General features: G+C 43.5%; 19 protein-coding genes. 11 read left to right on the top strand and 8 right to left on the bottom strand.

Going from position 1 to position 22,627, the window contains the following annotated elements; genetic code table 11:
- Positions 1 to 44: 44 nt before the first annotated feature.
- The 4 genes from C6Y39_RS04285 to C6Y39_RS04270 are packed head-to-tail and all read left to right on the top strand — an operon-like array spanning position 45 to position 3,425.
- Entirely contained in the window at positions 45 to 782 is a 738-nt protein-coding gene (locus C6Y39_RS04285; protein WP_105930087.1) for a 5-oxoprolinase subunit PxpA, read from the top strand.
- A gap of 56 nt (positions 783 to 838) precedes the next feature.
- On the top strand, positions 839 to 1,618 hold the full coding sequence (locus C6Y39_RS04280) for a 5-oxoprolinase subunit B family protein (RefSeq protein WP_105930086.1): 780 nt from the start codon (positions 839 to 841) through the stop codon (positions 1,616 to 1,618).
- Positions 1,615 to 2,562, top strand: a complete 948-nt coding sequence (locus C6Y39_RS04275; protein ID WP_105930085.1) for a 5-oxoprolinase subunit C family protein — start codon at positions 1,615 to 1,617, stop codon at positions 2,560 to 2,562. The genes C6Y39_RS04280 and C6Y39_RS04275 overlap by 4 nt, the downstream gene beginning before the upstream one ends.
- A complete protein-coding gene (locus C6Y39_RS04270; RefSeq protein WP_105930084.1) occupies positions 2,559 to 3,425 on the top strand; it encodes a D-amino acid aminotransferase in 867 nt (288 codons plus the stop codon). The genes C6Y39_RS04275 and C6Y39_RS04270 overlap by 4 nt, the downstream gene beginning before the upstream one ends.
- 55 nt (positions 3,426 to 3,480) lie before the next feature.
- Here C6Y39_RS04270 and fur read toward each other — a convergent pair whose 3' ends face one another.
- Complete coding sequence (fur, locus tag C6Y39_RS04265; protein WP_105930083.1) at positions 3,481 to 3,909, bottom strand: ferric iron uptake transcriptional regulator; 429 nt, start codon at positions 3,907 to 3,909, stop codon at positions 3,481 to 3,483.
- 314 nt (positions 3,910 to 4,223) lie between these two features.
- Between fur and C6Y39_RS04260 the strand changes: the two genes are divergently transcribed.
- Positions 4,224 to 6,230, top strand: a complete 2,007-nt coding sequence (locus C6Y39_RS04260) for a methyl-accepting chemotaxis protein (RefSeq protein ID WP_105930143.1) — start codon at positions 4,224 to 4,226, stop codon at positions 6,228 to 6,230.
- 118 nt (positions 6,231 to 6,348) lie between these two features.
- On the opposite strand, the gene fldA is transcribed toward C6Y39_RS04260, so the two are convergent.
- From fldA to C6Y39_RS04235, 5 genes are all read right to left on the bottom strand, one after another.
- A complete protein-coding gene (gene fldA / locus C6Y39_RS04255) occupies positions 6,349 to 6,873 on the bottom strand; it encodes a flavodoxin FldA (protein WP_105930082.1) in 525 nt (174 codons plus the stop codon).
- 26 nt (positions 6,874 to 6,899) lie between these two features.
- On the bottom strand, positions 6,900 to 7,118 hold the full coding sequence (locus tag C6Y39_RS04250) for a DUF2788 domain-containing protein (protein ID WP_014998613.1): 219 nt from the start codon (positions 7,116 to 7,118) through the stop codon (positions 6,900 to 6,902).
- 123 nt (positions 7,119 to 7,241) lie between these two features.
- On the bottom strand, positions 7,242 to 8,021 hold the full coding sequence (locus C6Y39_RS04245) for an alpha/beta fold hydrolase (RefSeq protein WP_105930142.1): 780 nt from the start codon (positions 8,019 to 8,021) through the stop codon (positions 7,242 to 7,244).
- 103 nt (positions 8,022 to 8,124) lie between these two features.
- On the bottom strand, positions 8,125 to 8,523 hold the full coding sequence (locus C6Y39_RS04240; protein ID WP_105930081.1) for an H-NS histone family protein: 399 nt from the start codon (positions 8,521 to 8,523) through the stop codon (positions 8,125 to 8,127).
- 145 nt (positions 8,524 to 8,668) lie between these two features.
- Positions 8,669 to 10,318: an electron transfer flavoprotein-ubiquinone oxidoreductase gene (locus C6Y39_RS04235; RefSeq protein WP_105930080.1), complete on the bottom strand. Its 1,650-nt coding sequence runs from the start codon at positions 10,316 to 10,318 to the stop codon at positions 8,669 to 8,671.
- Between the two features lie 370 nt (positions 10,319 to 10,688).
- On the opposite strand from C6Y39_RS04235, the gene C6Y39_RS04230 reads away from it, so the two are divergent.
- Positions 10,689 to 11,441 (top strand): electron transfer flavoprotein subunit beta/FixA family protein, encoded by a 753-nt coding sequence (locus C6Y39_RS04230; protein ID WP_105930079.1) that lies wholly within the window; start codon positions 10,689 to 10,691, stop codon positions 11,439 to 11,441.
- Positions 11,438 to 12,364 (top strand): electron transfer flavoprotein subunit alpha/FixB family protein, encoded by a 927-nt coding sequence (locus C6Y39_RS04225; protein ID WP_105930078.1) that lies wholly within the window; start codon positions 11,438 to 11,440, stop codon positions 12,362 to 12,364. The genes C6Y39_RS04230 and C6Y39_RS04225 overlap by 4 nt, the downstream gene beginning before the upstream one ends.
- Before the next feature lie 111 nt (positions 12,365 to 12,475).
- On the opposite strand, the gene C6Y39_RS04220 is transcribed toward C6Y39_RS04225, so the two are convergent.
- A complete protein-coding gene (locus tag C6Y39_RS04220) occupies positions 12,476 to 12,784 on the bottom strand; it encodes an isoamylase early set domain-containing protein (protein ID WP_105930141.1) in 309 nt (102 codons plus the stop codon).
- A gap of 356 nt (positions 12,785 to 13,140) precedes the next feature.
- Between C6Y39_RS04220 and C6Y39_RS04215 the strand changes: the two genes are divergently transcribed.
- The 4 genes from C6Y39_RS04215 (at position 13,141) to C6Y39_RS04200 (ending at position 20,230) form a co-directional block, all read left to right on the top strand.
- Entirely contained in the window at positions 13,141 to 14,373 is a 1,233-nt protein-coding gene (locus C6Y39_RS04215; RefSeq protein WP_105930077.1) for an efflux RND transporter periplasmic adaptor subunit, read from the top strand.
- On the top strand, positions 14,373 to 17,507 hold the full coding sequence (locus tag C6Y39_RS04210) for an efflux RND transporter permease subunit (protein WP_105930076.1): 3,135 nt from the start codon (positions 14,373 to 14,375) through the stop codon (positions 17,505 to 17,507). Before C6Y39_RS04215 ends, C6Y39_RS04210 begins: the two co-directional genes overlap by 1 nt.
- 48 nt (positions 17,508 to 17,555) lie before the next feature.
- Positions 17,556 to 19,718 carry a prolyl oligopeptidase family serine peptidase gene (locus C6Y39_RS04205; protein WP_105930075.1) on the top strand — a complete coding sequence of 721 codons (2,163 nt, stop codon included), beginning with the start codon at positions 17,556 to 17,558 and terminating at the stop codon, positions 19,716 to 19,718.
- A 155-nt stretch (positions 19,719 to 19,873) separates the two neighbouring features.
- On the top strand, positions 19,874 to 20,230 hold the full coding sequence (locus tag C6Y39_RS04200; RefSeq protein ID WP_105930074.1) for a hypothetical protein: 357 nt from the start codon (positions 19,874 to 19,876) through the stop codon (positions 20,228 to 20,230).
- An 84-nt stretch (positions 20,231 to 20,314) separates the two neighbouring features.
- On the opposite strand, the gene C6Y39_RS04195 is transcribed toward C6Y39_RS04200, so the two are convergent.
- Complete coding sequence (locus tag C6Y39_RS04195; RefSeq protein WP_105930073.1) at positions 20,315 to 22,591, bottom strand: TonB-dependent receptor; 2,277 nt, start codon at positions 22,589 to 22,591, stop codon at positions 20,315 to 20,317.
- Positions 22,592 to 22,627: the final 36 nt, after the last annotated feature.

Here is a 22,627-nt window from a genome sequence, read left to right as displayed (position 1 = left end):
AACAGGTAACATGATACTGGAATGAAGGTAAGAGCTAAACCATTATGAAGTTAAATTGCGATTTAGGTGAAAGTTACGGTGCGTGGTCCATGCCGGTAGAGTCGGCTATTATGGCAGAGATTGATCAGGCGAACATCGCGTGTGGATTTCATGCAGGCGATCCACTGGTAATGAAACAGGCGATATTTCTAGCGAAAACCCACGGTGTTGCCATAGGAGCGCATCCAGCTTACCCAGACTTGCAGGGCTTCGGCCGACGAAGTATGACGATAGGGGCCGACGAACTTATCGCCATGATTCAGTATCAGGTTAGCGCGCTAGCCGGTATGGCGGAGCTTTCTGGGACAACAGTGAGCTATGTTAAGCCCCACGGTGCGTTATATAACGATATGATGAAAAGCCTCACAATTAGACGTGCAGTGATGCAAAGCGTGGCTGAAATAAACGCGCAAATTTCACGGGAACCATTGACGCTAATGGTGCAAGCGACAGCAAGAAATGACGTGATTAAAGATGAGGCGAAAGAGTGGGCGCTGCCATTATACTTTGAAGCGTTTTCTGATAGACGTTACACCGATGAAGGATTATTGCAATCGCGAACGATAGAAGGTGCAGTATTAAGCGAAGATGAAGCCTTAGCCCAGGCAGAGCGGCTTATAGAGTCAGGTACTGTTATCACCGCGTCTGGCAGTACGCTGAAAGTAGAAGCAGATTCATTGTGCGTGCATGGTGACACGAAGGGCGCTGTGAGTATTGCGCAAAGGATCAGAAAGTTTCTATAAATTCGCCTCATAAAAAACACAATTATTAAGAATAATTACAGTATCAAGGACAGCAGATGCAGGCTTTCGGGTGTATTAAGCGAATTGTGACAGCAGGTGCTGACGCCATAATAGTGTATTTTGACGGCGCGAATTTAGATGAAGCAAACAGCGCATGTCACCAAATGCTTGCGGCTATTGACGCTAAACAGGAGCATATCGCTCATATTGATGTTGGTAAGAAGCCAGAAGGTGATACAAGTACCCGATGGAGTTGGTTACGCGAATGCGTGCCGTCCTATGACAGTCTGCTTATCATCTTTGACATGGCATTAATTGACAGTCACGGTGTATATCTAGCCTTAAGAGAGTTAGATGCCGAAAATATATATAGGCTTTCTACTGCATCAGAACAGCGCGTGAAAACCTCGGTGGTTGAAATTCCTGTTTGGTATGGCGCGCCGAATGCGAGCGATTTAAGCATCGTGAGCAAGAAAACGTCACTGTCTATTGAAGAGGTTATAGCGCTCCATACAAGTACAACTTATAAAGTATACGCAGTGGGCTTTTCCCCCGGGTTTGCCTATATGGGCGATATTCCAGAAGCGTTGAAATGTGCCCGTTTAGGCACACCGCGCAAGCGGGTTCCCAAAGGAGCAGTCGCTATAGCGGACAGGCAAACTGCCGTCTACCCAAGCGAGTCACCCGGTGGATGGAACCTTTTAGGGCTCACTGCGTTTGATATGCTTCTGCACAAAGATCAGCACAGTGAGTCACGATTGAGAGCGGGAGACGTAGTTAAGTTTGTTTCGATTACTGAGCAAGAATACAAAGCAGGGTTGCAGGTTGAACTATGAGAATTAACGTACTCAGCAAGGGACTGTTTAGCCTCATAATTGATAAAGGCAGAGTAGGAAAACAGAGGGAAGGTTTTTGCGAGTCAGGCCCGATGGACAGTAACGCCTATGATTGGGCCAATTTTCTTGCCTTCAATTTAGATGGCACGCCGTGCATTGAAGCGATTGGCGAGATGCAGATACGCGTTGATGAAGATTGTGTTATTGCGGTTACTGGAAGAGAGCCTTCACTTGATATAGATGGGATCGCTCAAGCGGTATATCAGAGCCAAAAAGTATCAGCAGGCGCAACGATAACCTTCAAAAGTGCGCTTTTAGGTAGCAAAGCATACTTGGCAATATGTGGTAACTGGCAAGTGCCAAAAGCAGTGGGCAGTGCCTGTACGGTGGTTCGCGAACAGCTTGGAGGATTGGACGGTAAGGGATGCGTGTTAAAAGATGGCGATTGCATCGAGGTTTTAGCTAACACAAGAGTGAAAGACAACGCTAAAATGCGAACGCTAGCGCAGCAGCACATAGATGACTATGGCTTTATAGAATCAATCCGGGTTATTCCAGGCTATCAGTTTACAAGCTTTAGTACTGTTGCCGTACGTACATTTGAAACCAGTACTTATACGGTTTCATCATCAATCGACCGTATGGGCTTCAGACTAACAGGTGAGTCAGTGGCCTCCGATATAGAGAATATGCGCTCTGAAGCCATCCACTTAGGCGCCATTCAAGTTCCCGGCGACGGGCAGCCTATTGTGATGATGCGCGACAGGCAAACGTTAGGGGGCTATCCGAAATTAGGCTGTGTGAGCCCCTGTGATATAAGTCGCTTGGCACAAGCCGTGCCCGGTGAAAAGGTAAATTTTGTTTTTCAAGATGAAGAAGAGGCAAGGGCCGACTGGCTGCTTATGACAAGTAGACGCCGCCGATTGCAAGGAGAAATATTGTGACAATTGCGTTTTTAAACGGTGAGTATATGCCTCTTTCTGAGGCGAAAATTTCTCCAATGGATAGAGGCTTTCTATTTGGTGACGGTATTTATGAAGTCATACCAACTTACGCTGGTAATCCTGTCGGGTTCAAGGGACACACCACGCGCATGGCTCAAGGTTTAGAAGCAATCGAAATCACCAATCCGTATACCGCAGAACAATGGCAGGATATTCTGTCAAATCTGGTTTCAAAGAATCAAACATTCATTGAAAGCGGAAACATTGGCGTTTATTTTCACGTAAGCCGAGGTACCGATACTAAGCGGTTCCATGCTTATCCTAAGCATATAGCACCAACGGTGTTTGGCTTTGCGTTTGAAATCGCGCCTCCTCAACCTACGTCTAAGACTGATGTTAAGCCCTTTAAAGTGGCACTCCAGCAAGATAAAAGATGGCAGCGATGCCACATTAAATCAACGTCGCTGTTAGGTAACGTTATGCATTATCAGGCGGGTGTAGACGCGGGCGTTAACGAAACTATATTGTACAACGGCGACGGTATGATAACCGAAGCAAGCTCATGTAATGTGTTTATGGTTAAAGACGGTGCTATATCGACCCCGCCACTCAATCACGAACTTCTTCCTGGCATTACTCGCGCTATAGCCATTGAAGCGTTTAAGCAAGCTGGGTTAGTCGTCACCGAAACGTGGTTTAGTAAAGAAGATCTTTTGAATGCAGATGAAGTATGGCTTACCTCATCGAGTAAAGAAGTAGCACCTGTGGTAGAGGTAGACGGGCACGTCATTGGAAATGGTGAAGTGGGGGATGTCTGGGAGAAAGCTATTGCTGCCTATCACTCCTACAAATTTAAAGCGTAAAAAACAAAAGAGGCCCGCATAATAGCGGGCCTCTTCTTGAATAAATACAAATAACTTAGTCTGGTACGTTATCGCAGTTACCGTCTGTGCATTCGCCGTAAAGATAAAGGCTGTGATGTGTGAGCTTCATCTTATGTTTTTTGGCAATCATTTCTTGGCGTTCTTCGATGATCTCGTCTTCAAACTCGATAACTTTGCCGCACTTGAGGCATACCAAGTGGTCGTGATGATCTTTGTGGCTTATTTCGAATACCGATTTTCCGCCTTCAAAATGATGACGATTAAGGATACCAGCATCATCGAACTGGTTTAAGACGCGATATACTGTCGCTAAACCAATTTCTTCACCCTGTTCAATGAGTATTTTGTATACGTCTTCAGCACTGATGTGTTGGTTTTCTGGCTCTTGCAGAATTTGTAAAATTTTAAGGCGAGGCAGAGTGACTTTAAGCCCTGCTTTTTTCAATTCTTTATTTTGATCCATTACAACCTACTAAGAACGAGTGAATAAATATTTGGGGTTATTATAGGTAAGTTAAAACAATTTAAAAGGAAAACCGTGGAAACTTTGTTTTCTCGACGAAAATTTACCCATTGCTTCAAGAACGACTAAATTTGACCCAGTGTGGTCGAGTAAATTAAGCAACTCCGACCAGTACATAAGTCTCAGATAATGTTACTAAATAACTAAAATAAATAAAACTTTTGACGTATTGCATTAACATCCTGTTAAACTAAACTTAATGAAGTGACTCAACGCTCCGATATTTTTGGCATGCAGTTTTAATGGAAGTGCCCATGCAGTTAACAATTATAAATAAAATCACACTAGGCTTCGGTCTATTCGGCTGCTTGCTTTTACTCACTAGTACTCTCTCTTACTTTGGACTCAGTAGTATTAAAGACTCCGCGTTAGATGTTGTAGAACAGAAAATGCCGGTGCAAACCAGTATGGTAAAGGTGAAAACCGAGATTCTTTCGTTATCGGTAATTACGGCTAATGGCTATCACGTCGTAGATATTGCTGAGTTAAATGCTAATAAAGCGACCTTTGACTCATTATCGTCAGCATTCGAGGGTGACCTATCGCAGTTAACCTCCCTCATGCCCAAAAACAATGTAGCATCCAATGCCGTTGACGTAAGTTTGGCCTATGTTGATAGCAGCAATAACATGTATGCGGCAATTAATGAGAGGATGAATATTGAAAAGGCACTTGCCACCCAGCTTGAGAAGGTTCTGATGACCGCCGACGAAGCCAGTGCTCTTATGCTTGATCTTTCTTATTTAGAAGGTAATAACCCTAGCATCGAAACGCTTATTGGGGCTGGAACGGCTATCGATAATAAGCTACTCACAATGAACGACTCTTTTGTTGAATTGGCGGAAACAAACGATGCAGCACAAAGTGCCAATATTATCGAAGATTTAAATTATCAATTGAGCAATTTGCAAGTTGATAAAGACTACGTTAACCGTTTAGCAACAGATGTTAATGACGGTGGCACAATAGAGGCGTTTAACGAGCAGTATGACCTGCTTATTGAGGCGGTAAACGGGTCAAATGGCCTGATTGCTCTTCAACGTCAGAAACTGTTAGAGGTAGAAAAAGCTGCGGTTGCGCAAAAGCAAGCAAAAGAGGCATTACAGACGGCACTTACCGACATTAATACCTTGTTCGATTCAGTACAGGCGCAGTCGCTTGATGGACAAAACGCCATTCTCGAATCCGTTCAGGAAAATTTAGTTCGCAATATTATTGTTGCAGTCTTAGGGCTAACCGCAGCGATATTCTTAGCGGTAATTGTGACGCGTAGTATTTCAAAGCCATTAGGTCGAATAAACCAAGGGCTGAGCCTGCTGAGTAAAGGCGATTTAAGTACGAAACTATCTGAAGAAGGCAACGATGAGTTTTCAGCACTATCAGCAAAGGTGAACAGTTTAACTGACAGTTTAAGAGAGCTGGTGGGTAATATTTTAGAACAAGAAAAGCGGCTAATTGAAATTACAAAAGAAAGCGTTGAGCTTGGTAACAAAAGCCTTTCGGAGGTGGATAAGCAGCGAGAGCAAGTTACTGTTACCTCAACGAACACGAAAAATGTTCAGGATAAGAGCCGCAGCAATCTTGCTCAAATTCACGATGCAATGGATGCGCTTAGAGAAATAACCCAGCAGAGCACAGACATCGGCCATTTAGTCGATAAGAACCGTCAGCAAGTAGGAAATCAAGCTAGACAAGCCGAATCATCTTCACAAATTATAAGTAGGCTAGACGATAACTCTCGCAGTATTGGCAGTATTTTAGACGTCATTAAGACAATAGCAGAACAAACTAACTTGTTAGCGCTGAATGCTGCCATAGAGGCAGCCAGAGCCGGTGAGCAGGGCAGGGGGTTTGCTGTGGTTGCTGATGAAGTACGAACGTTGGCAAATCGCACACACGACTCAACGGAAGAGATAGAGCAAATGATAGGTAATTTGCAAAAAGATGCTGCTGAGGCCGTTAAAGCGATCAATGCAGGGCGTGAGCAAGCGCAAGAAGGGGTGCAAATCACGCAGCAAGTTTCACAACAAGTTGAAAGCATTCGCCAGATTATTGAACGTTTAAGTGATATTAACGAACATATCGTCACGGATACTCAGCAACAAGACATACTGCTTGGTGATGTTGCCGAGAGCTTGAATAAAATTGTTGCCTTGGCAGATTCGAGTGCACAGAGCACTAGACAGTCTAATGAATCAACGATGATGCTGGATGCACAAACTGAAAGCCTAAGAAAGGCAGTAGAGCGTTTCCACTTGTGATTTTTAGAAGGTACTTCTTGTACGCAACGCAATTCCCTTTAATGTAAATCAAAAAAAACCGCTCGTCTGAGCGGTTTTTTGTATACATATTTGTGCACGCTAATGCACCGCGTTCAAACTAGGCCAGTTCTGCCAAGCATAGTTCGTCGTGAATTTGCTTACACCACGCTTTAACGCGAGACTCTGTTAGTTCAGGTTGGCGATCTTCATCAATTCCTAGACCAACAAAATGATTGTCGTCAGCCATACCTTTAGATGCTTCGAAGTCATAGCCATCAGTTGACCATTGACCAACTAAAATCGCGCCTTTGGCTTCAACGATGTCTCTAACCATACCCATCGCATCTAAGAAGTATTCAGCATAATCTTCTTGATCGCCACAACCAAAAATTGCAACCAGCTTATCATTAAAGTCGATTTGCTCTAACTCTGGAAAAAAGTCATCCCAGTCGCATTGCGCTTCACCGTAGTACCACGTAGGGATACCAAAGATAAGCAAATCAAAATCAGCGATGTCTTCTTTACTGCTCTTGGCAATGTCTTTAACATCAATTAGCTGTTTACCCAATTCCTTCTGGATCATTTTCGCAACATGTTCGGTATTACCCGTGTCACTTCCGAAAAATAGGCCAACGCTTGCCATATCTAACCTCTATTAATCGTTACTAATTAAACGCCTGTGCTTAACCAAAACCATTCAATAATGCCTTTCGCAAGAAACCCCAAGGCTCCTAAACCTAGCACACCATAGGTGACGACACGCCCTATGAGCGGTACATCGTTCTTACGCAGTACATCGTGTACAGCGAAACCCATCAATACGAAAAGTATAAATAAGCCGCCATACAACATGATGGACTCAATGAGTTCGTAATTTTCTGCAAGCATAGTGTTGTTACTTCAAAATTCTGGCGCAATGATACCACAGTATATACGCCTGTAAGAGCCTAAAACGTTCAAAAAAATGTAATAATAGTCATTCTCATCTTAAACGATGGAGAAACCTTATTTTTAGGACGATTTCTTGAGCGTTCTCTCAACTATCGAATTAAATGCCGCAGGCTTTTCTGCATGCAACCAATGGCCCGTACCCTCTATAATATGTGCTTTCGCATTAGGGAAATAACGACTTATCTCATCGCGATAGGCAGATGTTATGTAGTCAGACTCACTTCCCTTAATAAACAATGTTATGCCATCAAACGTCTGATTAGTTTGTTCCCAGTCAATAATATGGGAATAACTTGCAATGAGACCTTCTACATTAAATCGCCATTTCCATGCGCCGCTATCATCCTGATACAGGCTTTTCAAAAGAAACTGGCGCACGCCAGGTTCTTTTACATGCGCCGCCATTTCTTTTTCTGCGTCCTTTCTACTTTGGATGGTGGTTAACGGAACAGAATTCAAGCCTTCAAATACCGCTTGATGGCTATGGTCGTATTTAACCGGGGCAATGTCGGCAACAATTAAGTGGGATATTACATCACTGTGACTTAGGGCTAATCTCATTGCAACTTTGCCACCTAAAGAATGGCCCAATACTGCACTACGACTTATTTCAAGCGATTGCATTAGTTCGAACACTGCTTCAGCTGCATCGTCTATTGAAAACAATGAAGTCCACGGTGATTCACCATGATCCGGTAAATCAATGCTAAGGACATTAAAATCTGATTCAAAATGGCGTTTAATTCCCGCTAAATTATCGGCATTGCCAAAAAGACCGTGAATTAATATTAACCACGGAGAAGATGTTTGGCTTTTTGAAAGTTTATAGTTTAACTCCACAGCTTTATACCTATTTTCCATTTAAAAATGCGCTAACTGACGTGTGGTCAAAATAAAATAAGGCCTGTAAAACAGGCCCCATTATAATGGTTAAGCAGATAATTTAGTTTATAGCGTAATCGTCAAGTGACTTGCCGCTGTCGAGCGCATCTTTATATATGCGAGGCATACGACCTATGCCTGTCCATAAATGTTCTTCGCCTTTTTCATCTACCAGCTTATATTTGATTGGGCGCTTTTTTCCGGCCTTTTTATTTGTGTCTAGATTTAACGCCTGTAAATCTTCTACATTTAAGCCAGCTTCTTCCATTTGCTTTTTAATTGACGCTAGCTTTTCTAACTTTTCTTTTTCTAGTTTTTCTTGCTCAAGCGCTTTTTCTTTTCTTTTTTCTATTATACCGCTAAGTTTTTCTTGAACCTGCTCAAGTTCTTCTATGCTTAATTCCTTAACAGCACCTTGTAAACGTCTTCCATGGGTTAAAATATCTAAAAATTCGCTCATTAATTAACCTTAATACGTTGTACTAAATTTCAATTAGATAATAATTAAAAGTAGCACAAAAAAAAAGCGAGCTACGCTCGCTTTTAAAAATTATCCGTTTAATTGCAGAAACTATTAAATGTTGTTTCGCAAAGCTAGAGGAAATTTACATATTTGGATAATTGGGGCCACCTGCACCCTCTGGTACAACCCATTTAATATTTTGGCTGGGATCCTTGATATCGCAGGTTTTACAGTGAACGCAGTTCTGTGCGTTAATTTGAAAACGAGGTTGTCCTTCTTCTTCAATTACCTCATATACCCCAGCAGGACAGTAGCGCTGAGCAGGCTCGGCAAATTTAGGTAAATTAATTTGAATAGGAATAGAAGGATCTTTCAGTTTTAAGTGACAGGGCTGATCTTCTTCATGGTTGGTGTTAGATAAAAATACCGACGATAATTTATCAAAACTCAACACGCCATCTGGTTTCGGATAGGAAATCTCTTTCGCATCTTTTGCTTCTTTAAGTTGAGCATAATCTTTATGTTCATCTTTCATAGTGAAAAACAAATTGCCGTTAAAGAAATTTTGCTCAAGTGTATTAAATGCGCCGCCCCAGAAATTACCTAGCTTATGAATCGCAGGACCAAAATTACGAGAGCGGAACAATTCGTCATACAGCCACGATGATTTAAATTTCTCTGTAAAGCTGGTTAACTCTTTTGTGGGGGCTTCAGAATTCTCCACAATGGCATCAAAAATACTTTCAGCGGCTAACATGCCTGACTTCATTGCAGTGTGATTACCCTTTATCTTCGCAAAATTGAGGGTACCTGCTTCACAGCCTACTAATAAGCCGCCAGGAAAGGTCATTTTAGGCAACGAATTAAAGCCACCCTTTGCAATTGCACGAGCGCCGTAAGAAACGCGCTTACCACCTTCCAGGTACTGTTTAAAAACAGGGTGATGTTTGAGGCGCTGAAATTCATCAAACGGGCTTAAATAGGGGTTGTCATAATTAAGGTCAACGATTAGGCCAACGAACACCTGATTGTCCTCAGCGTGATAAAGATAGCTGCCGCCGGTGGCATCATCAAGGGGCCAACCCGCGCTGTGAACAACCAAACCTGGCTGATGCTTGGATGGATCTATATCCCAAATTTCTTTAAAGCCAATGGCATAGTGTTGAGGAGAAGCATCTTGATCTAACTTAAAGTGAGAAATGAGCTCTTTGCCTAAGTGACCGCGACAGCCCTCAGCAAACACGGTGTATTTAGCACGTAACTCCATGCCTGGCATATAGCCGTCTTTAGGTTCGCCATTTTCGCCGACACCCATGTCTCCGGTAAGCACACCGCCAACACTGCCATCTTCATTATAGATAACTTCAGAGGCAGCGAACCCAGGAAATACTTCAACCCCTAACTGTTCAGCTTGTTCCGCTAACCAGCGGCTAACGTTCCCCATTGAGACAATATAATTGCCGTCATTGTGCATGGTTTTTGGCGTTATGCCGTTTGGTAGCTTTCTCGATGACGTTTCATCGTTAAGTAAATAGATATGGTCTTCAGTGACTGGCGTGTTGAGCGGTGCACCTTTTTCTTTCCAGTCAGGAAAAAGCTCGTTGAGTGCGCGAGGTTCGAACACCGCGCCAGAAAGAATATGCGCGCCTACTTCGGAGCCTTTTTCGACCACACAGACCATTAGCTCTTGGTCTTTCTCATTTGCAAGCTGCATAAGCTTGCAAGCCGTTGATAATCCAGCTGGGCCGGCACCGACGATGACTACGTCAAACTCCATCGATTCTCGTTCCAAGGGAGGCTCCTTATGTTTGTATTTTTATAGTGCACTATTGATGAAACAAATAATGCTTTGTGTCAAAAACATGTAAATTAATTGTCGTTTTGCAAGGTAATGCAGGTTGACGTTTACGTCAACAGTAAGTACATTGCAAAGCAGTTTACGTTAACGTTAACTGGTAGTTCATTATAACTGCTCGTAAACGTGGTGTTAACGTCGTTTTAAGGCTAGCCTTTTAAAAACGTACGTTCCACAGTTTCTTTTTTAACGTAGAAGCATTGTTAAAGTTTCAAAAAGCGTGGTGATGTAATACGTTTTTAATTATTAATAGTTAATTATTAATGAAACGTAATTAGCACCGACGAACTCAACAATTGAGGTAAATATGAAAATACTCGTACCGGTCAAACGCGCGATCGACTACAACGTTAAGGTAAGAGTGAAGGCCGATGAATCAGGCGTAGATCTTACTAACGCGAAAATGGCGATTAACCCTTTCTGTGAAATTGCTGTTGAAGAAGCCGTTCGTTTAAAAGAAAAGGGCGTGGTCACTGAAATCGTTGTCGTTTCAATTGGTGATAAAAGCTGCCAAGAACAAATACGTACAGCACTAGCCCTAGGTGCTGATCGTGGTATCCAAATCGATACCGATCAAAATCTTGATTCACTTCAAGTGGCAAAGCTATTAGCCAAAGTGGTAGAAGAAGAGCAGCCTCAGCTTGTTATTCTTGGTAAACAGAGCATCGATTCTGACAACAACCAAACAGGCCAGATGCTTGCCGCATTAACTGGTATGCCTCAGGGAACTTTTGCCTCTGAAGTGGTTGTAGATGGCGAAAAAGTGAATGTAACTCGTGAAATCGACGGTGGTCTTCAAACTGTTGCGCTCTCGCTTCCAGCTGTAGTCACAACAGACCTTCGTTTGAACGAACCGCGTTACGCCTCGCTTCCAAATATTATGAAAGCAAAGCGCAAGCCTCTTGATGTTAAAGCGGCCGCAGACTTTGGTGTTGCGTTAGAGTCAAACGTAAAAGTGCTTAAAGTCACGCCTCCGCCTCAGCGTGAGGGTGGCATTAAAGTGGCAGACGTTGCTGAGTTAGTAGACAAGTTAAAAAATGAAGCAAAGGTGATCTCATGAGCGTACTCGTATATGCAGAACACGATAACACAAGCTTAAAGACGGAAACGCATAAGCTTGTGAACGCGGCACAGAAAATGGGCGGCGACATCCACGTTTTAGTGGCAGGAGAAGGTTGCCAAGCGGTTGCTGAAGCTGCGGCTCAGATTGATGGGGTTGCGAAGGTACTTGTTGCTGATAATGCAGCTTATAAGCATCAACTGGCCGAAAATACGGCCGACTTGGTTCTTGAACTAGCAGGCGACTATAGTCATGTCATTGCAGCTGCAACAACTACAGGTAAAAACTTTATGCCTCGCGTAGCGGCATTGTTAGATGTTGCCCAAATATCTGACATTATTGGCGTAGAAAGTGAAGATACTTTTGTACGTCCAATTTATGCAGGTAACGCAATTGCTATCGTTCAATCATCTGACGCAAAAAAGGTGATTACGGTTCGTGCAGCATCATTCGATGCAGCTGCAACTGGTGGTAGTGCTGAAGTAACCGCAATTGACGTGGTTAAAGGTAGTGAGAAATCTGACTTCGTTTCAGCAGAGCTTACTGAATCTGAGCGCCCTGAACTCACAGCGGCAGAAGTGGTTATTTCGGGCGGCCGTGGTATGCAAAACGGTGACAACTTCAAGCTTCTTGAAGGTATTGCAGACAAGCTTGGTGCAGCCATTGGTGCATCGCGCGCAGCGGTAGATGCTGGCTTTGTTCCAAACGATATGCAGGTTGGTCAAACGGGTAAAATTGTTGCGCCTCAACTTTATATCGCTGTAGGTATTTCAGGCGCTATTCAGCACCTTGCTGGTATGAAAGACTCTAAAGTTATTGTTGCAATCAACAAAGACGAAGAAGCGCCAATTTTCCAGGTTGCTGACTACGGTTTAGTGGGAGACCTATTCGACGTTCTTCCAGAGCTTGAAAATTCACTTTAGTCATATCGCTTAAACGACAAAAGGCTGCATTAATGCAGCCTTTTTTGTAGGGATTGGTTTTTCAATACGCGAGGTATCTTATAGGTATAATGCTTAGATTTGAGCTAGTTGTTATACTCGAACAACAGAGTTGTCTTCGATGCTCACCGGTGAGGGGATGTACGCATCTGCATCCCAGTCATTTTCCCATTTTTCCCCGTCAAGAAGATATCTGAATTGATATTCGTTATCTTTTTCTAGGTCTACCGTTAAGGTAAAGTCGCCGCTTTTTAGCTTCTTCATTGTTAATGGTTGGGTTTTCCAATCAGTGAAATCTCCACATAGAGATGCTTCTTTGGCGTCTTTTGCCGCTTCCGCATTTAGTCGAAATGTCACTTTACACAGAGGTTTTGATTTAAGGTATTGTTTCTTAAGGCTCATAATCTGTTTTCCCTTCAACGTTGCGAATTCAATCCCGAGGCGAATGAGCATGCAAGACAGTGCTCAAATGATAGCCGCCGGTTAACTCATAACCAATGAGTGCTTAAATAATCAACGAAAACCTCATAATTATCAATCATACTTTGTATTCTTTTGATATTTTTTTATATTAGTAACGCTCGATTTTTTTGTGCTCATTTTTTAATAATTCGAAATAAATTTTAACAATCTTAAATGAGTACTCTACCAATAAAATCAGTACACTAGTGTTGAGACAATAATAATAGAAATTTTGGGGTATCTGAGTGGCAAGACATTGCTTTTACTTTGGTTACCTTCGTTCCTAGGGATAGTAAATGAAAAACTCCATGTTAATGAAAAGTGGTATTCCACTGTTCATAGTGTTAATCGCGTTTGTTGCAGCAGCGGTTATGATTAAATCGCGCAAGCCACCTGAGCAAGTCCCCGTAGAGATACCTGCTTTCTTAGTAGATGCAAAAGCAGTGAACGCAGAGCAAGTAAGCTTCATTGTAAAATCGCAAGGTAATGTGGTACCCCGAAATAAAACCGGGCTAAGTGCGCAGGTCAGTGGCAAGGTAGTGAGTTTGTCTGATGCGTTTATCGCAGGAGGAACATTTAAGAAGGGCGACATACTCGCCACGCTAGAGCAAGATGACTATCGAACAGATTTAAAGCTTGCAGAAGCTGAACTCGCTCAAGCGCAAGCTGCCTTACAGGAGGAAATAGCGCGAGGAAAGGTTGCAGAACAAGAATGGCGCTCAGTAAGCAGCGTTGCGCCACCAGAGTTGGGTTTAAGAAAGCCCCAATTGGCAAAAGAACAGGCAAACGTTAAAGCCGCAGAGGCTAAACTAGAGCGTGCGAAGCGCAATTTAGAACGAACTAAAATTACAGCGCCATACAATGGTATCGTTGTAGAGCGAAATATTGATCTTGGACAGTTTGTGGCTGCGGGTTCAATGCTGGGCACTGTATATTCTACCGATACGGCAGAAGTAAGATTACCTATTCCAGATAGCGACCTCATGTTTATCGATATAGCTGGGCAGTCGAGCGAAAGCGCCCCCGTTTCTCTCTTTGCGTCTGTTGGTGGCGTTAAGCGCACATGGGAGGGCAAGCTAGTTCGTTCAGAAGGAATTTTAGATACGGGTAGTCGAGTAGTCTACGCCATTGTTGAAGTTAAAGACCCCTATAATCTTAACGGTTCTCACCCTTCGCCACTGCGTTTTGGTCAATTTGTGGAAGCAGAAATTACCTCTCGCCAAAACGAAGAACTTGTGGTGCTACCTCGCAGTATTTTGCGGTTAGACAATACCGTACTTACCGTTAACGACAATCGAGAAATTGATATTAAGCCGGTTGAAATTGCTCGTACCACCGCGAAAGATGTGTTTATTCGCTCTGGTATCGAAGAAGGTTCATTGGTCGTCACCAGCGCGGTTCCAAACCCCTATAACGGTATGAAAGTCCGTTTGCCAGGTGATGAGCCTGTGTTATCTGAAGCAGCTGAATCTGACACGTCGAAAAACACTGACAAAGTGGAAAGCACGTCCTCTGAAGGAGGCAACTAATGAGCCGCATTGATACAAACAAAGGCTTAATTGCCTGGTTTGCAAGAAATAATGTTGCCGCTAATCTACTAATGATATTGCTTGTTGTTGGCGGTATTTTCAGTGCGTTCAGTATTCAAAAGCAAGTTTTTCCAAGCTTTGAAATAGACGTCATTAGTGTACGGGTTCCCTACTTAGGTGCTGCGCCACAGGAAGTAGAAGAGGGCGTACTGCTAAAAATAGAAGAGGCGATTAAAGACTTAGAGGGCATTAAGCAAATTAACGCTACCGCCGTTGAAGGGATGGGAACGGTAAGCATCCAAGTCGAAGAAGATTACGATGTGCAGTCGTTGCTTGATGAGGTAAAGGTACAGGTGGATGCAATACCAAGCTTCCCCGCTGATACTGAAAAACCAGTAATTTATCGCCAAAAAATACAACAGGATGTGATTTGGATTTCAGTTTATGGTGATGCTTCAGAGCGAGAGTTGAAAGAGTTTGCCAAAAACTTGCGCGATGACATTGCTAATTTGTCAGGAATTTCCAGTGTTCAAGTAGTGGGCGCGCGCGACTACGAAATATCGGTAGAGCTGTCTGAAGTCGATTTACAAAAGTACAATCTTACCTTTGCTGATGTTGTAGGGCGCTTAAGCCAGTCTAGTGTGGACTTACCTGGTGGTTCAATTCGCACCGAAAACGGCGATATCTTGCTAAGAACAAAGGGGCAAGCCTATACCGGCTGGGACTTTTCTCAAATTGTACTGGTCACTAATTCGAATGGAACGCGAGTAACTTTGGGTGATGTTGCATATATAAACGACGGCTTCATCGAAAATAATCAATATGCCTTATTTGACGGTAAGCCAGCCGTTAGCTTGCGGGTACAAGCCGTTGGTGATCAGAATGCGTTAGAGATATCTGAACAAGTAAACAATTACATCGATAGTCAAAAGGCAGAATTCCCAGCCCACATTACGGCCGATACATGGGGAGATAGCTCATTCTATCTCGCTGATAGACTTAATATGATGCTCGAAAATATGTTTTTCGGCGCGCTTCTTGTTTTTCTGGTTCTGTCTCTATTTTTAAAAATAAAGCTCGCATTTTGGGTTATTGTAGGGCTACCGGTGTGTTTCCTTGGCACTTTATTTGTCATGCCGTTAGATGTAGTGGGTGTATCTATTAATATGCTCAGCTTGTTCGCCTTTATCCTTGTATTAGGGATAGTGGTAGACGATGCCATCATCATGGGCGAGTCAGCTTACTCTGAAATAGATAAAAAGGGTCACAGCGCTGACAACGTCATTGCCGGTGTTAAGAAGGTTGCTATGCCCGCCACTTTCGGCGTACTGACTACTATCGCTGCATTTATGCCAATGCTTATGGTGTCTGGCCCTTTCGGTATTATTTGGAAGACCATCGGCATGGTGGTGATTGTCTGTCTGATATTCTCACTTATAGAGTCTAAGCTTATATTGCCTGCCCACCTTGTGCATATGAAGCTGAAGCCCTATGATCCAGCAAAAGCAAATGGCTTTCAAAAGTTTAGAGACTTTTTCAGTGAAGGTATAAAGACCTTCATTCAAAATAAATATGCACCTTTTTTAGCTAAAGCCATACGCAATAGGTATACCACGGTTTCCGTTTTTGTCGCGATGCTGATTTTAACGGTCGGTTTATTTGGCGGTGGTATCGTACGTTTTGTATTTTTCCCTAATATCCCAAGCGACTTTATGGTTGCCAGCTTTGAGCTAGAACCAGGCTCGTCACTACAGCAGCGTGATAATGTGCTTACAACGCTTCGTGAAGCTATGCATCGCATGGACGAAAAGATTGCTGAAGAATCTGGAGAAAATGTAATTAAACACGCCATTGCATTTGATAATGGCAATTTAGGCGGAGAGATTTTTGCGGAGCTTACAAAAGGGGAAACACGAACGCTGACTGATTTTGAAATTCAGGACATGTGGCGTCAGGAGCTTCCTGAAATACCTGGTGTTAAGTCATTCAATATTAGTTCTCCTGGCGGTCCAGGTGGTGGTGCAGACCTTAGCTTTGAGTTTAGTTCAGGCGATATCAAAGCGCTGCGTGCTATTAGCGAAGAGCTAAAAGAAGCGTTAGATCAATACGAAGGCGTAACCGATATTAACGATACTTTCTCTGGTGGCAGTGATGAAATTCAGTTAGCACTTAAGCCACAAGCTGATGCACTTGGTATTTCGTTACGAGACCTTGGTCAACAGGTACGTTTTGGCTTTTATGGCGCAGAAGTTCAGCGTATTCAGCGAGACGATGAAGAAATAAAAGTTATGGTGCGCTACCCTAAAACTGAGCGAAGCTCCGTAGAGCATCTTGAAAATATGCGTATTCGCGCACCAAATGGACAAGAAATACCTTTTGAGCAAGTGGCGACCTTCACTGTTGGCCAAGGCTTTGACTCTATTATTCGCGTAGACGGAAAGCGTTCTGTTACCGTTACGGGTGTAGTTGATAAAGCATTACTCGACCCATCAGAAGTGACGAATGACGTAATTGAAAACCTAATGCCAGACTTGTTGGCTCGTTATCCAAAAGTTGACTTTCAGCTGCAAGGGAACTCAAAGGAACAAGCCGAAGCTATGTTTAGTCTGATGCAAGGGTTGTTGTTTGCATTGTTCGCTATCTACACATTACTTGCTATTCCGCTTAAATCTTATAGCCAACCTCTGATCATAATGTCAGTTATTCCTTTTGGCATAGTGGGCGCTATTATCGGCCACTTGGTGCTTGGTATGGCGGTAAGTGTATTGTCTGTCTGTGGCATTATTGCGTTATCTGGGGTTGTGGTAAACGACAGCTTGATCATGGTGGATTTTGTAAACCGTGCGCGCAAAGAGGGAATGTCTCTTATGGAGGCAGCAATTAGCGCTGGAACGCAGCGTTTTAGAGCGATAATCCTAACGTCATTAACTACCTTTATGGGGTTGATGCCAATTGTGTTTGAACGCAGTCTGCAAGCACAGGTTGTCATACCTATGGCTATTTCTTTGGCCTTCGGTATTTTGTTTGCAACGGTGATAACGCTGCTACTCGTTCCTGCACTTTATCTAATTCTTAACGACCTTAAGAATGTATTTAAAGGCAGAAGACAAGCTCAAGTTACGACAGAAAGTTAAATAGATAATGCCGGGTAAAACCGGCATTTTTCTTTTAGGGAATAAAAAATGAAGAAAAATCTAATATACGCAGCCGTGGTTGCAGCTTCCGCAGGCTTAACTTTGGCTTGCACAAGCTCGCCAAGCGAAACGTCTGATTCAGTTAAAATAGAACAGAACAGCGCTGCCATGCCGAAAGTGTCTGGTTATCCAGAAACGAAAACCGTTGCACAGCAGGATAATTATCATGGCACTATGGTTAGCGATCCCTATCGCTGGTTAGAGGAAGAGAAAAGCGAAGAAGTAAAAACGTGGGTTGAGTCGCAAAACACGCTTGCTCGCCCTTACTTGGCAGAATTACCCTCTAGAGAGCGTTACAAAGAGCGTTTAACCGCGCTTTGGGATTATGAGAAGTATTCAACGCCCTACATGGTAAACGGCAAGCTATTTTATTCCTACAACAACGGTTTACAAAATCAGTATGTGCTTTACATGGCAGACGGCGTTGACGGTGAACCCGAAGTGTTGATTGACCCAAATACGTTAAGCGATGATGGCACAGTATCAATGGCATCAACAGAGCTTAGCCCCAAAGCCTCGTACCTTGCATATATGCTATCTGATGGTGGTACTGACTGGAAAACCATTCACCTTCGCAACACCAGCAATAAATCAGACTTAACGGATACTATCAAAGGCATTAAGTTTTCGAATATCGCCTGGTTGCCTGACGAAAGTGGATTCTTTTACTCTCGTTACCCAAAAAATGACGCGGGCGAGTATGATGATAGTCAAACGGTAGCTATCTACTTTCATGCGATAGGTACAGCGCAAAGTGCAGACAAAAAGGTCTTTGCGTTTGAAGGAAAGGATACCTGGAACCCATATCCTTCAGTTGTACAGGATGGTGAAACATTGCTTATTTCTGTTTTTGAAGGGTATCAGGCTAATGGTGTCTATGCTAAATCGCTTAAAGAGGATGATAGCGAGCTTGTTCCTGTTTTCGAGAAGTGGGATGGTCGATATGATTTGATTGGCGAGCATGGCGATGCGCTGTTCTTCACATCTACTGCAGATGCCCCAACGGGCAAGGTCGTTAAAGTAACTTTTGATAATGGTGTTAACGCTACTGAAACCGTTATTGAAAGTACACCTGATACCTTATCTAGCGTTTCTCTTCTGGGTGAGAAGCTTTTTGCACAGTATCTAAAGGACGTGAAAGGTCAGGTGAGTGTATTTGATTTAACCGGCGAAAAAGTTGATGAAATCACGTTCTCTGACATAGGTAGCGTAAGCGGCTTTTTTGGCGGCAAAAATGCCGATACAACCTTTTATAAACTGACTGGATTTACAAATCCGGGTCAGGTGTATGCCTACAATATAAAAAGTGGTGAGTCTTCGTTATTTAAAACCATTGATACCGGTATTGATTATGACGATTACGAAACAAAGCAGATTTTCTATACCAGTAAAGATGGAACGAAAGTGCCCATGTTTATTGTACATAAGAAAGGCTTAAAACTAGATGGCAACAACAAAACCCTGTTGTACGGGTATGGTGGTTTTAATATTTCATTAGTACCACGGTATTCAGTATCGCGTATGGTATGGGTAGAGCAGGGTAATGTACTGGCCATAGCTAACCTACGCGGTGGTGGCGAGTATGGGCAGAAATGGCACAAAGCTGGTACTAAGCTAGACAAGCAAAACGTATTCGATGACTTTATCGCAGCCGGTGAGTATTTAGTTGAAAGCGGCTACACCACACCTGAGAAAATGGGTATTCAAGGTGGCTCGAATGGCGGCTTGCTTGTAGGCGCGACCTTAACTCAGCGTCCGGACCTTTTCTCTGCCGCCTTACCTGCAGTCGGTGTGTTGGATATGCTTCGCTACCACACGCCAAGTGCAAATACACGGGCTTGGTCTTCTGATTATGGGTTAAGTGAAAATAAAGAGGAATTTGAGGCGCTTTACGCTTATTCGCCACTTCACAACACTAAGCCAGGCACCTGTTACCCAGCTACATTAGTCACTACAGGTGATCACGATGACCGTGTTGTGCCGTGGCACAGTTATAAGTTTGCAGCTCAACTACAGGCAGATCAAAGCTGTGATAACCCGGTTTTGCTTCGTGTAGAAACCCGTGCAGGTCACGGTGCAGGTACGCCAACGTGGATGCAAATTGAAGGGTATGCCGACCAGTGGGCTTTTTTAGAATCTGCCCTTAATTAACTTCCCATCATTATTCAACAAAAAACAAGCCGCTGTAAAAAGCGGCTTTTTTGTTTGCATTTTAAACAAATGACCATATACTGTATATATATCAGTATGGTTTATTTTGAATCTTATTTAGGCGTGTGACTTTGCACAACCTTTAGGAGAAAATTATGCAAACAGGCATTAAAGCGGTTGATCAACTTATCTCGAAACACGGCATTATGGCTGAATTGGGAGCAGACACCTTTCAACGCCGCACTCGCTTAACCGGTGGCGATGAACGCGCGAACACACTGCCTTTTTGTATGTATCAAAAAGTGGCACACGCCCCTTTATCAAAGCAATTTACCGTGCACCATTTTTACATGCCGGGGAACAAAGGAAAGTTAGCGAGCTTTTTGTTTGATGAAAAAGGGCAGTTAATAGAGCAGGTCTACTATCAAAAAGTCGCGCGGTGGGTGCAGGTGTGCAGAAAACTGCAGCAATTAGTGGAAGTGCCAACCTCAGACGTTCATATGGCGGCGTAAAAAAAAAGCGGTAGCGTTTGTAAACGCTACCGCTTTTGATAAACCAAATCGCTACCTTACATGAAAGTAGCTACCTATATTGGCTTAGTAATAAGTGTACTTAAACTCAACACCCCAAACGCGTGGCTCGTTTACGATACCCGTTAGGTTGTTAAAGTCGATCGCACCTTTAACGTTATCTTCGTCAGTAATGTTACGGCCAAATAGCGCTACTGTGTAGTTGTGCGCGAAGTTTTCGTAACCAATACGTAGACCACCTTCGAAGTTGTCGTCAGTAGTGAATTCAACCGCTTCGTATAGGAAGATGTTAGTTTCACCTTGGAACGCCCAATCGGTAAACACGAAGAACTCACCGTCATCACCCATTGGAATGGTGTAACGAGCAGTAAAGTTGAAGATTGACTCTGGTGCTTGTGGGAATGGGTTGCCGTCGATTGAAGCAACGAAACCGTCTGGACGAGGGTCGGTTACCGTACAGTTTCCTGTAGAACCAAACGCTGGGTTAGTACCACATGGCGAAACCGTTAACGTATCGTCTTTGATTTCAGTGTGGTTGTAGCTGTAACCTGCAGTAAACGTTAGTTCATCAGTTGCAAGCCATTGCGCATCTACTTCAAAACCGTACGCTTCACCTTTGTCAGCATTAACTAGTGCTGTAAAGTTGTTGCCACCACCAATCGCAGAGAACTGCATATCATCTACTGTGTAGTAGAATGCAGCTGCGTTTAAGCGAAGTGTGTCGTCTAGAAGGTCAGATTTAACGCCTACTTCAAATGAATTGATAGTTTCAGCATCAGCAACAGAAGGTGCGCCTTCAAACGCAACGTCACGGCCTTGAATAGTTTGGGCGCGGAAGCCGTTTGCATAACGTGCGAAAACAGACATGTCGTCAGTAACGCGGTAGTTTGCACTAAGTTCAAAGCTAGTTTGACCATCATCTACATCAATGTCGTCGTAGTCCTGAATTTGAGCATCTCCGGTAACCAACGCAAAACCATTCACGTTTTGATCGCCAACCACTAAACTCTTAGAGTCGTGCGTATAGCGAATACCACCAGTAACGTTTAGTTTTTCGTTAACTTGGTAAGAGGTTTGACCGAACACTGCCCACGTTTGGTTTTCGTGGAATACGGTTGTTGCACCAAAGTAACCGTCGATACTAGTAACGTTAAAAGATGCATCGTAATAAAACGCACCTAACTGCCAGTTCATAGCATCGCGCGTGTTGCTTGAAAGTCTAAATTCTTGAGTGTATTGCTCTAGGTCATCAAGGTTATCTTGCGTTACCGCCGAGAAAGGAATGAATCCAGGACCTGAAGTACCGTCTGCACGGTTAAAACCACCATCAACATCGCCTAAGCTTGAGCCATCAGCTGTTTCGATAGCCGAGATAGACGTGAAGGTAACTTCATCCATATCGTATTCAAGTTTTAGTGACGCACCAAACCCGTCATATTCTTGTGGGTTATTGTCGATGCCGTCGCCTTGAAGGTCGCCATCATAGAAAACAGTTTCGCGATCGTAGTTTTCGTTAAGCTCGTTACTGCCTTTGGTGAATACGTTGGCACGGAAAATAGACGCTGTACCTTCAAGCTCGCGACCGTGTACGTTTAATAGCGCAGAGAAGTCAGCAGACGGTTCCCAAAGAAGCTGTAAACGATAGGCTTTCTCGTCGTAGCCACCGATTGCATCGTTTTCGCCTGTGAATGCGTTATCGATGTAGTCGTCACGCTCTTGTGACAATACAGAAAGACGAGCAGAAAGTTCGTCAGTAAGGCCACCGCTAATAGCACCTTCGAAGTTCATTGTACCGTAAGAACCAAAACCAGCTTTCGCGTAACCTTCAAGGTCTTGTGTTGGTTTTACAGTATCAAACTTAATGATACCTGCAGTGGTGTTACGACCAAATAATGTGCCTTGTGGACCGCGAAGTACTTCAACTTGTTGAACGTCGAAAAGCGGGAAGCTCTTAAGTACTACGTTTTCCATTACCACTTCATCCATGATAATAGAAACAGGCTGTGACGCCGCTAGGTCAAAGTCGGTGTTGCCAAGACCACGGATATAAAAGCGTGGAGCGACGCGACCGTTTGACGACTCGGCGTAAAGACCAGGTACACGTACTGCTAGTGCAAGAATGTCTTCACCACCAGAGAAAAGGCTTTCGAATTTTTCACCGCTTAACGTCGCAACAGAGATTGGTACTTCTTGAATTGACTGACTACGCTTTTGCGCAGTAACGGTAATTTGTTCAAGTGAGGCTTCTTTTTTTTCTGTCGTTGCGGCCTCTTGTGCAAGAACTGAAGAGCTGAACGCGGCACTAACAGCTAGTGCTAGCGTGGCGATTTTGTGTGTTCTCATGTTTCCACCAAGATGATTTTGAAATTATACTTTTGT

Source organism: Alteromonas gracilis (genome assembly GCF_002993325.1).
Taxonomy (GTDB): domain Bacteria; phylum Pseudomonadota; class Gammaproteobacteria; order Enterobacterales; family Alteromonadaceae; genus Alteromonas; species Alteromonas gracilis.
This window is presented reverse-complemented; position numbering and strand designations above follow the sequence as displayed.

What these genes read in the sequence shown, in the direction of transcription:
- C6Y39_RS04285 (WP_105930087.1), top strand. Translation starts at nt 45, where the DNA reads ATGAAGTTAAATTGCGATTTAGGTGAAAGTTACGGTGCGTGGTCCATG.
- C6Y39_RS04260 (WP_105930143.1), top strand. Translation starts at nt 4,224, where the DNA reads ATGCAGTTAACAATTATAAATAAAATCACACTAGGCTTCGGTCTATTC.
- C6Y39_RS04275 (WP_105930085.1), top strand. Translation starts at nt 1,615, where the DNA reads ATGAGAATTAACGTACTCAGCAAGGGACTGTTTAGCCTCATAATTGAT.
- C6Y39_RS04210 (WP_105930076.1), top strand. Translation starts at nt 14,373, where the DNA reads ATGAGCCGCATTGATACAAACAAAGGCTTAATTGCCTGGTTTGCAAGA.
- C6Y39_RS04250 (WP_014998613.1), bottom strand. Translation starts at nt 7,118, where the DNA reads ATGCTTGCAGAAAATTACGAACTCATTGAGTCCATCATGTTGTATGGC.
- C6Y39_RS04220 (WP_105930141.1), bottom strand. Translation starts at nt 12,784, where the DNA reads ATGAGCCTTAAGAAACAATACCTTAAATCAAAACCTCTGTGTAAAGTG.
- C6Y39_RS04215 (WP_105930077.1), top strand. Translation starts at nt 13,141, where the DNA reads ATGAAAAACTCCATGTTAATGAAAAGTGGTATTCCACTGTTCATAGTG.
- C6Y39_RS04200 (WP_105930074.1), top strand. Translation starts at nt 19,874, where the DNA reads ATGCAAACAGGCATTAAAGCGGTTGATCAACTTATCTCGAAACACGGC.
- C6Y39_RS04230 (WP_105930079.1), top strand. Translation starts at nt 10,689, where the DNA reads ATGAAAATACTCGTACCGGTCAAACGCGCGATCGACTACAACGTTAAG.
- fur (WP_105930083.1), bottom strand. Translation starts at nt 3,909, where the DNA reads ATGGATCAAAATAAAGAATTGAAAAAAGCAGGGCTTAAAGTCACTCTG.
- C6Y39_RS04195 (WP_105930073.1), bottom strand. Translation starts at nt 22,591, where the DNA reads ATGAGAACACACAAAATCGCCACGCTAGCACTAGCTGTTAGTGCCGCG.
- fldA (WP_105930082.1), bottom strand. Translation starts at nt 6,873, where the DNA reads ATGGCAAGCGTTGGCCTATTTTTCGGAAGTGACACGGGTAATACCGAA.
- C6Y39_RS04225 (WP_105930078.1), top strand. Translation starts at nt 11,438, where the DNA reads ATGAGCGTACTCGTATATGCAGAACACGATAACACAAGCTTAAAGACG.
- C6Y39_RS04240 (WP_105930081.1), bottom strand. Translation starts at nt 8,523, where the DNA reads ATGAGCGAATTTTTAGATATTTTAACCCATGGAAGACGTTTACAAGGT.
- C6Y39_RS04280 (WP_105930086.1), top strand. Translation starts at nt 839, where the DNA reads ATGCAGGCTTTCGGGTGTATTAAGCGAATTGTGACAGCAGGTGCTGAC.
- C6Y39_RS04205 (WP_105930075.1), top strand. Translation starts at nt 17,556, where the DNA reads ATGAAGAAAAATCTAATATACGCAGCCGTGGTTGCAGCTTCCGCAGGC.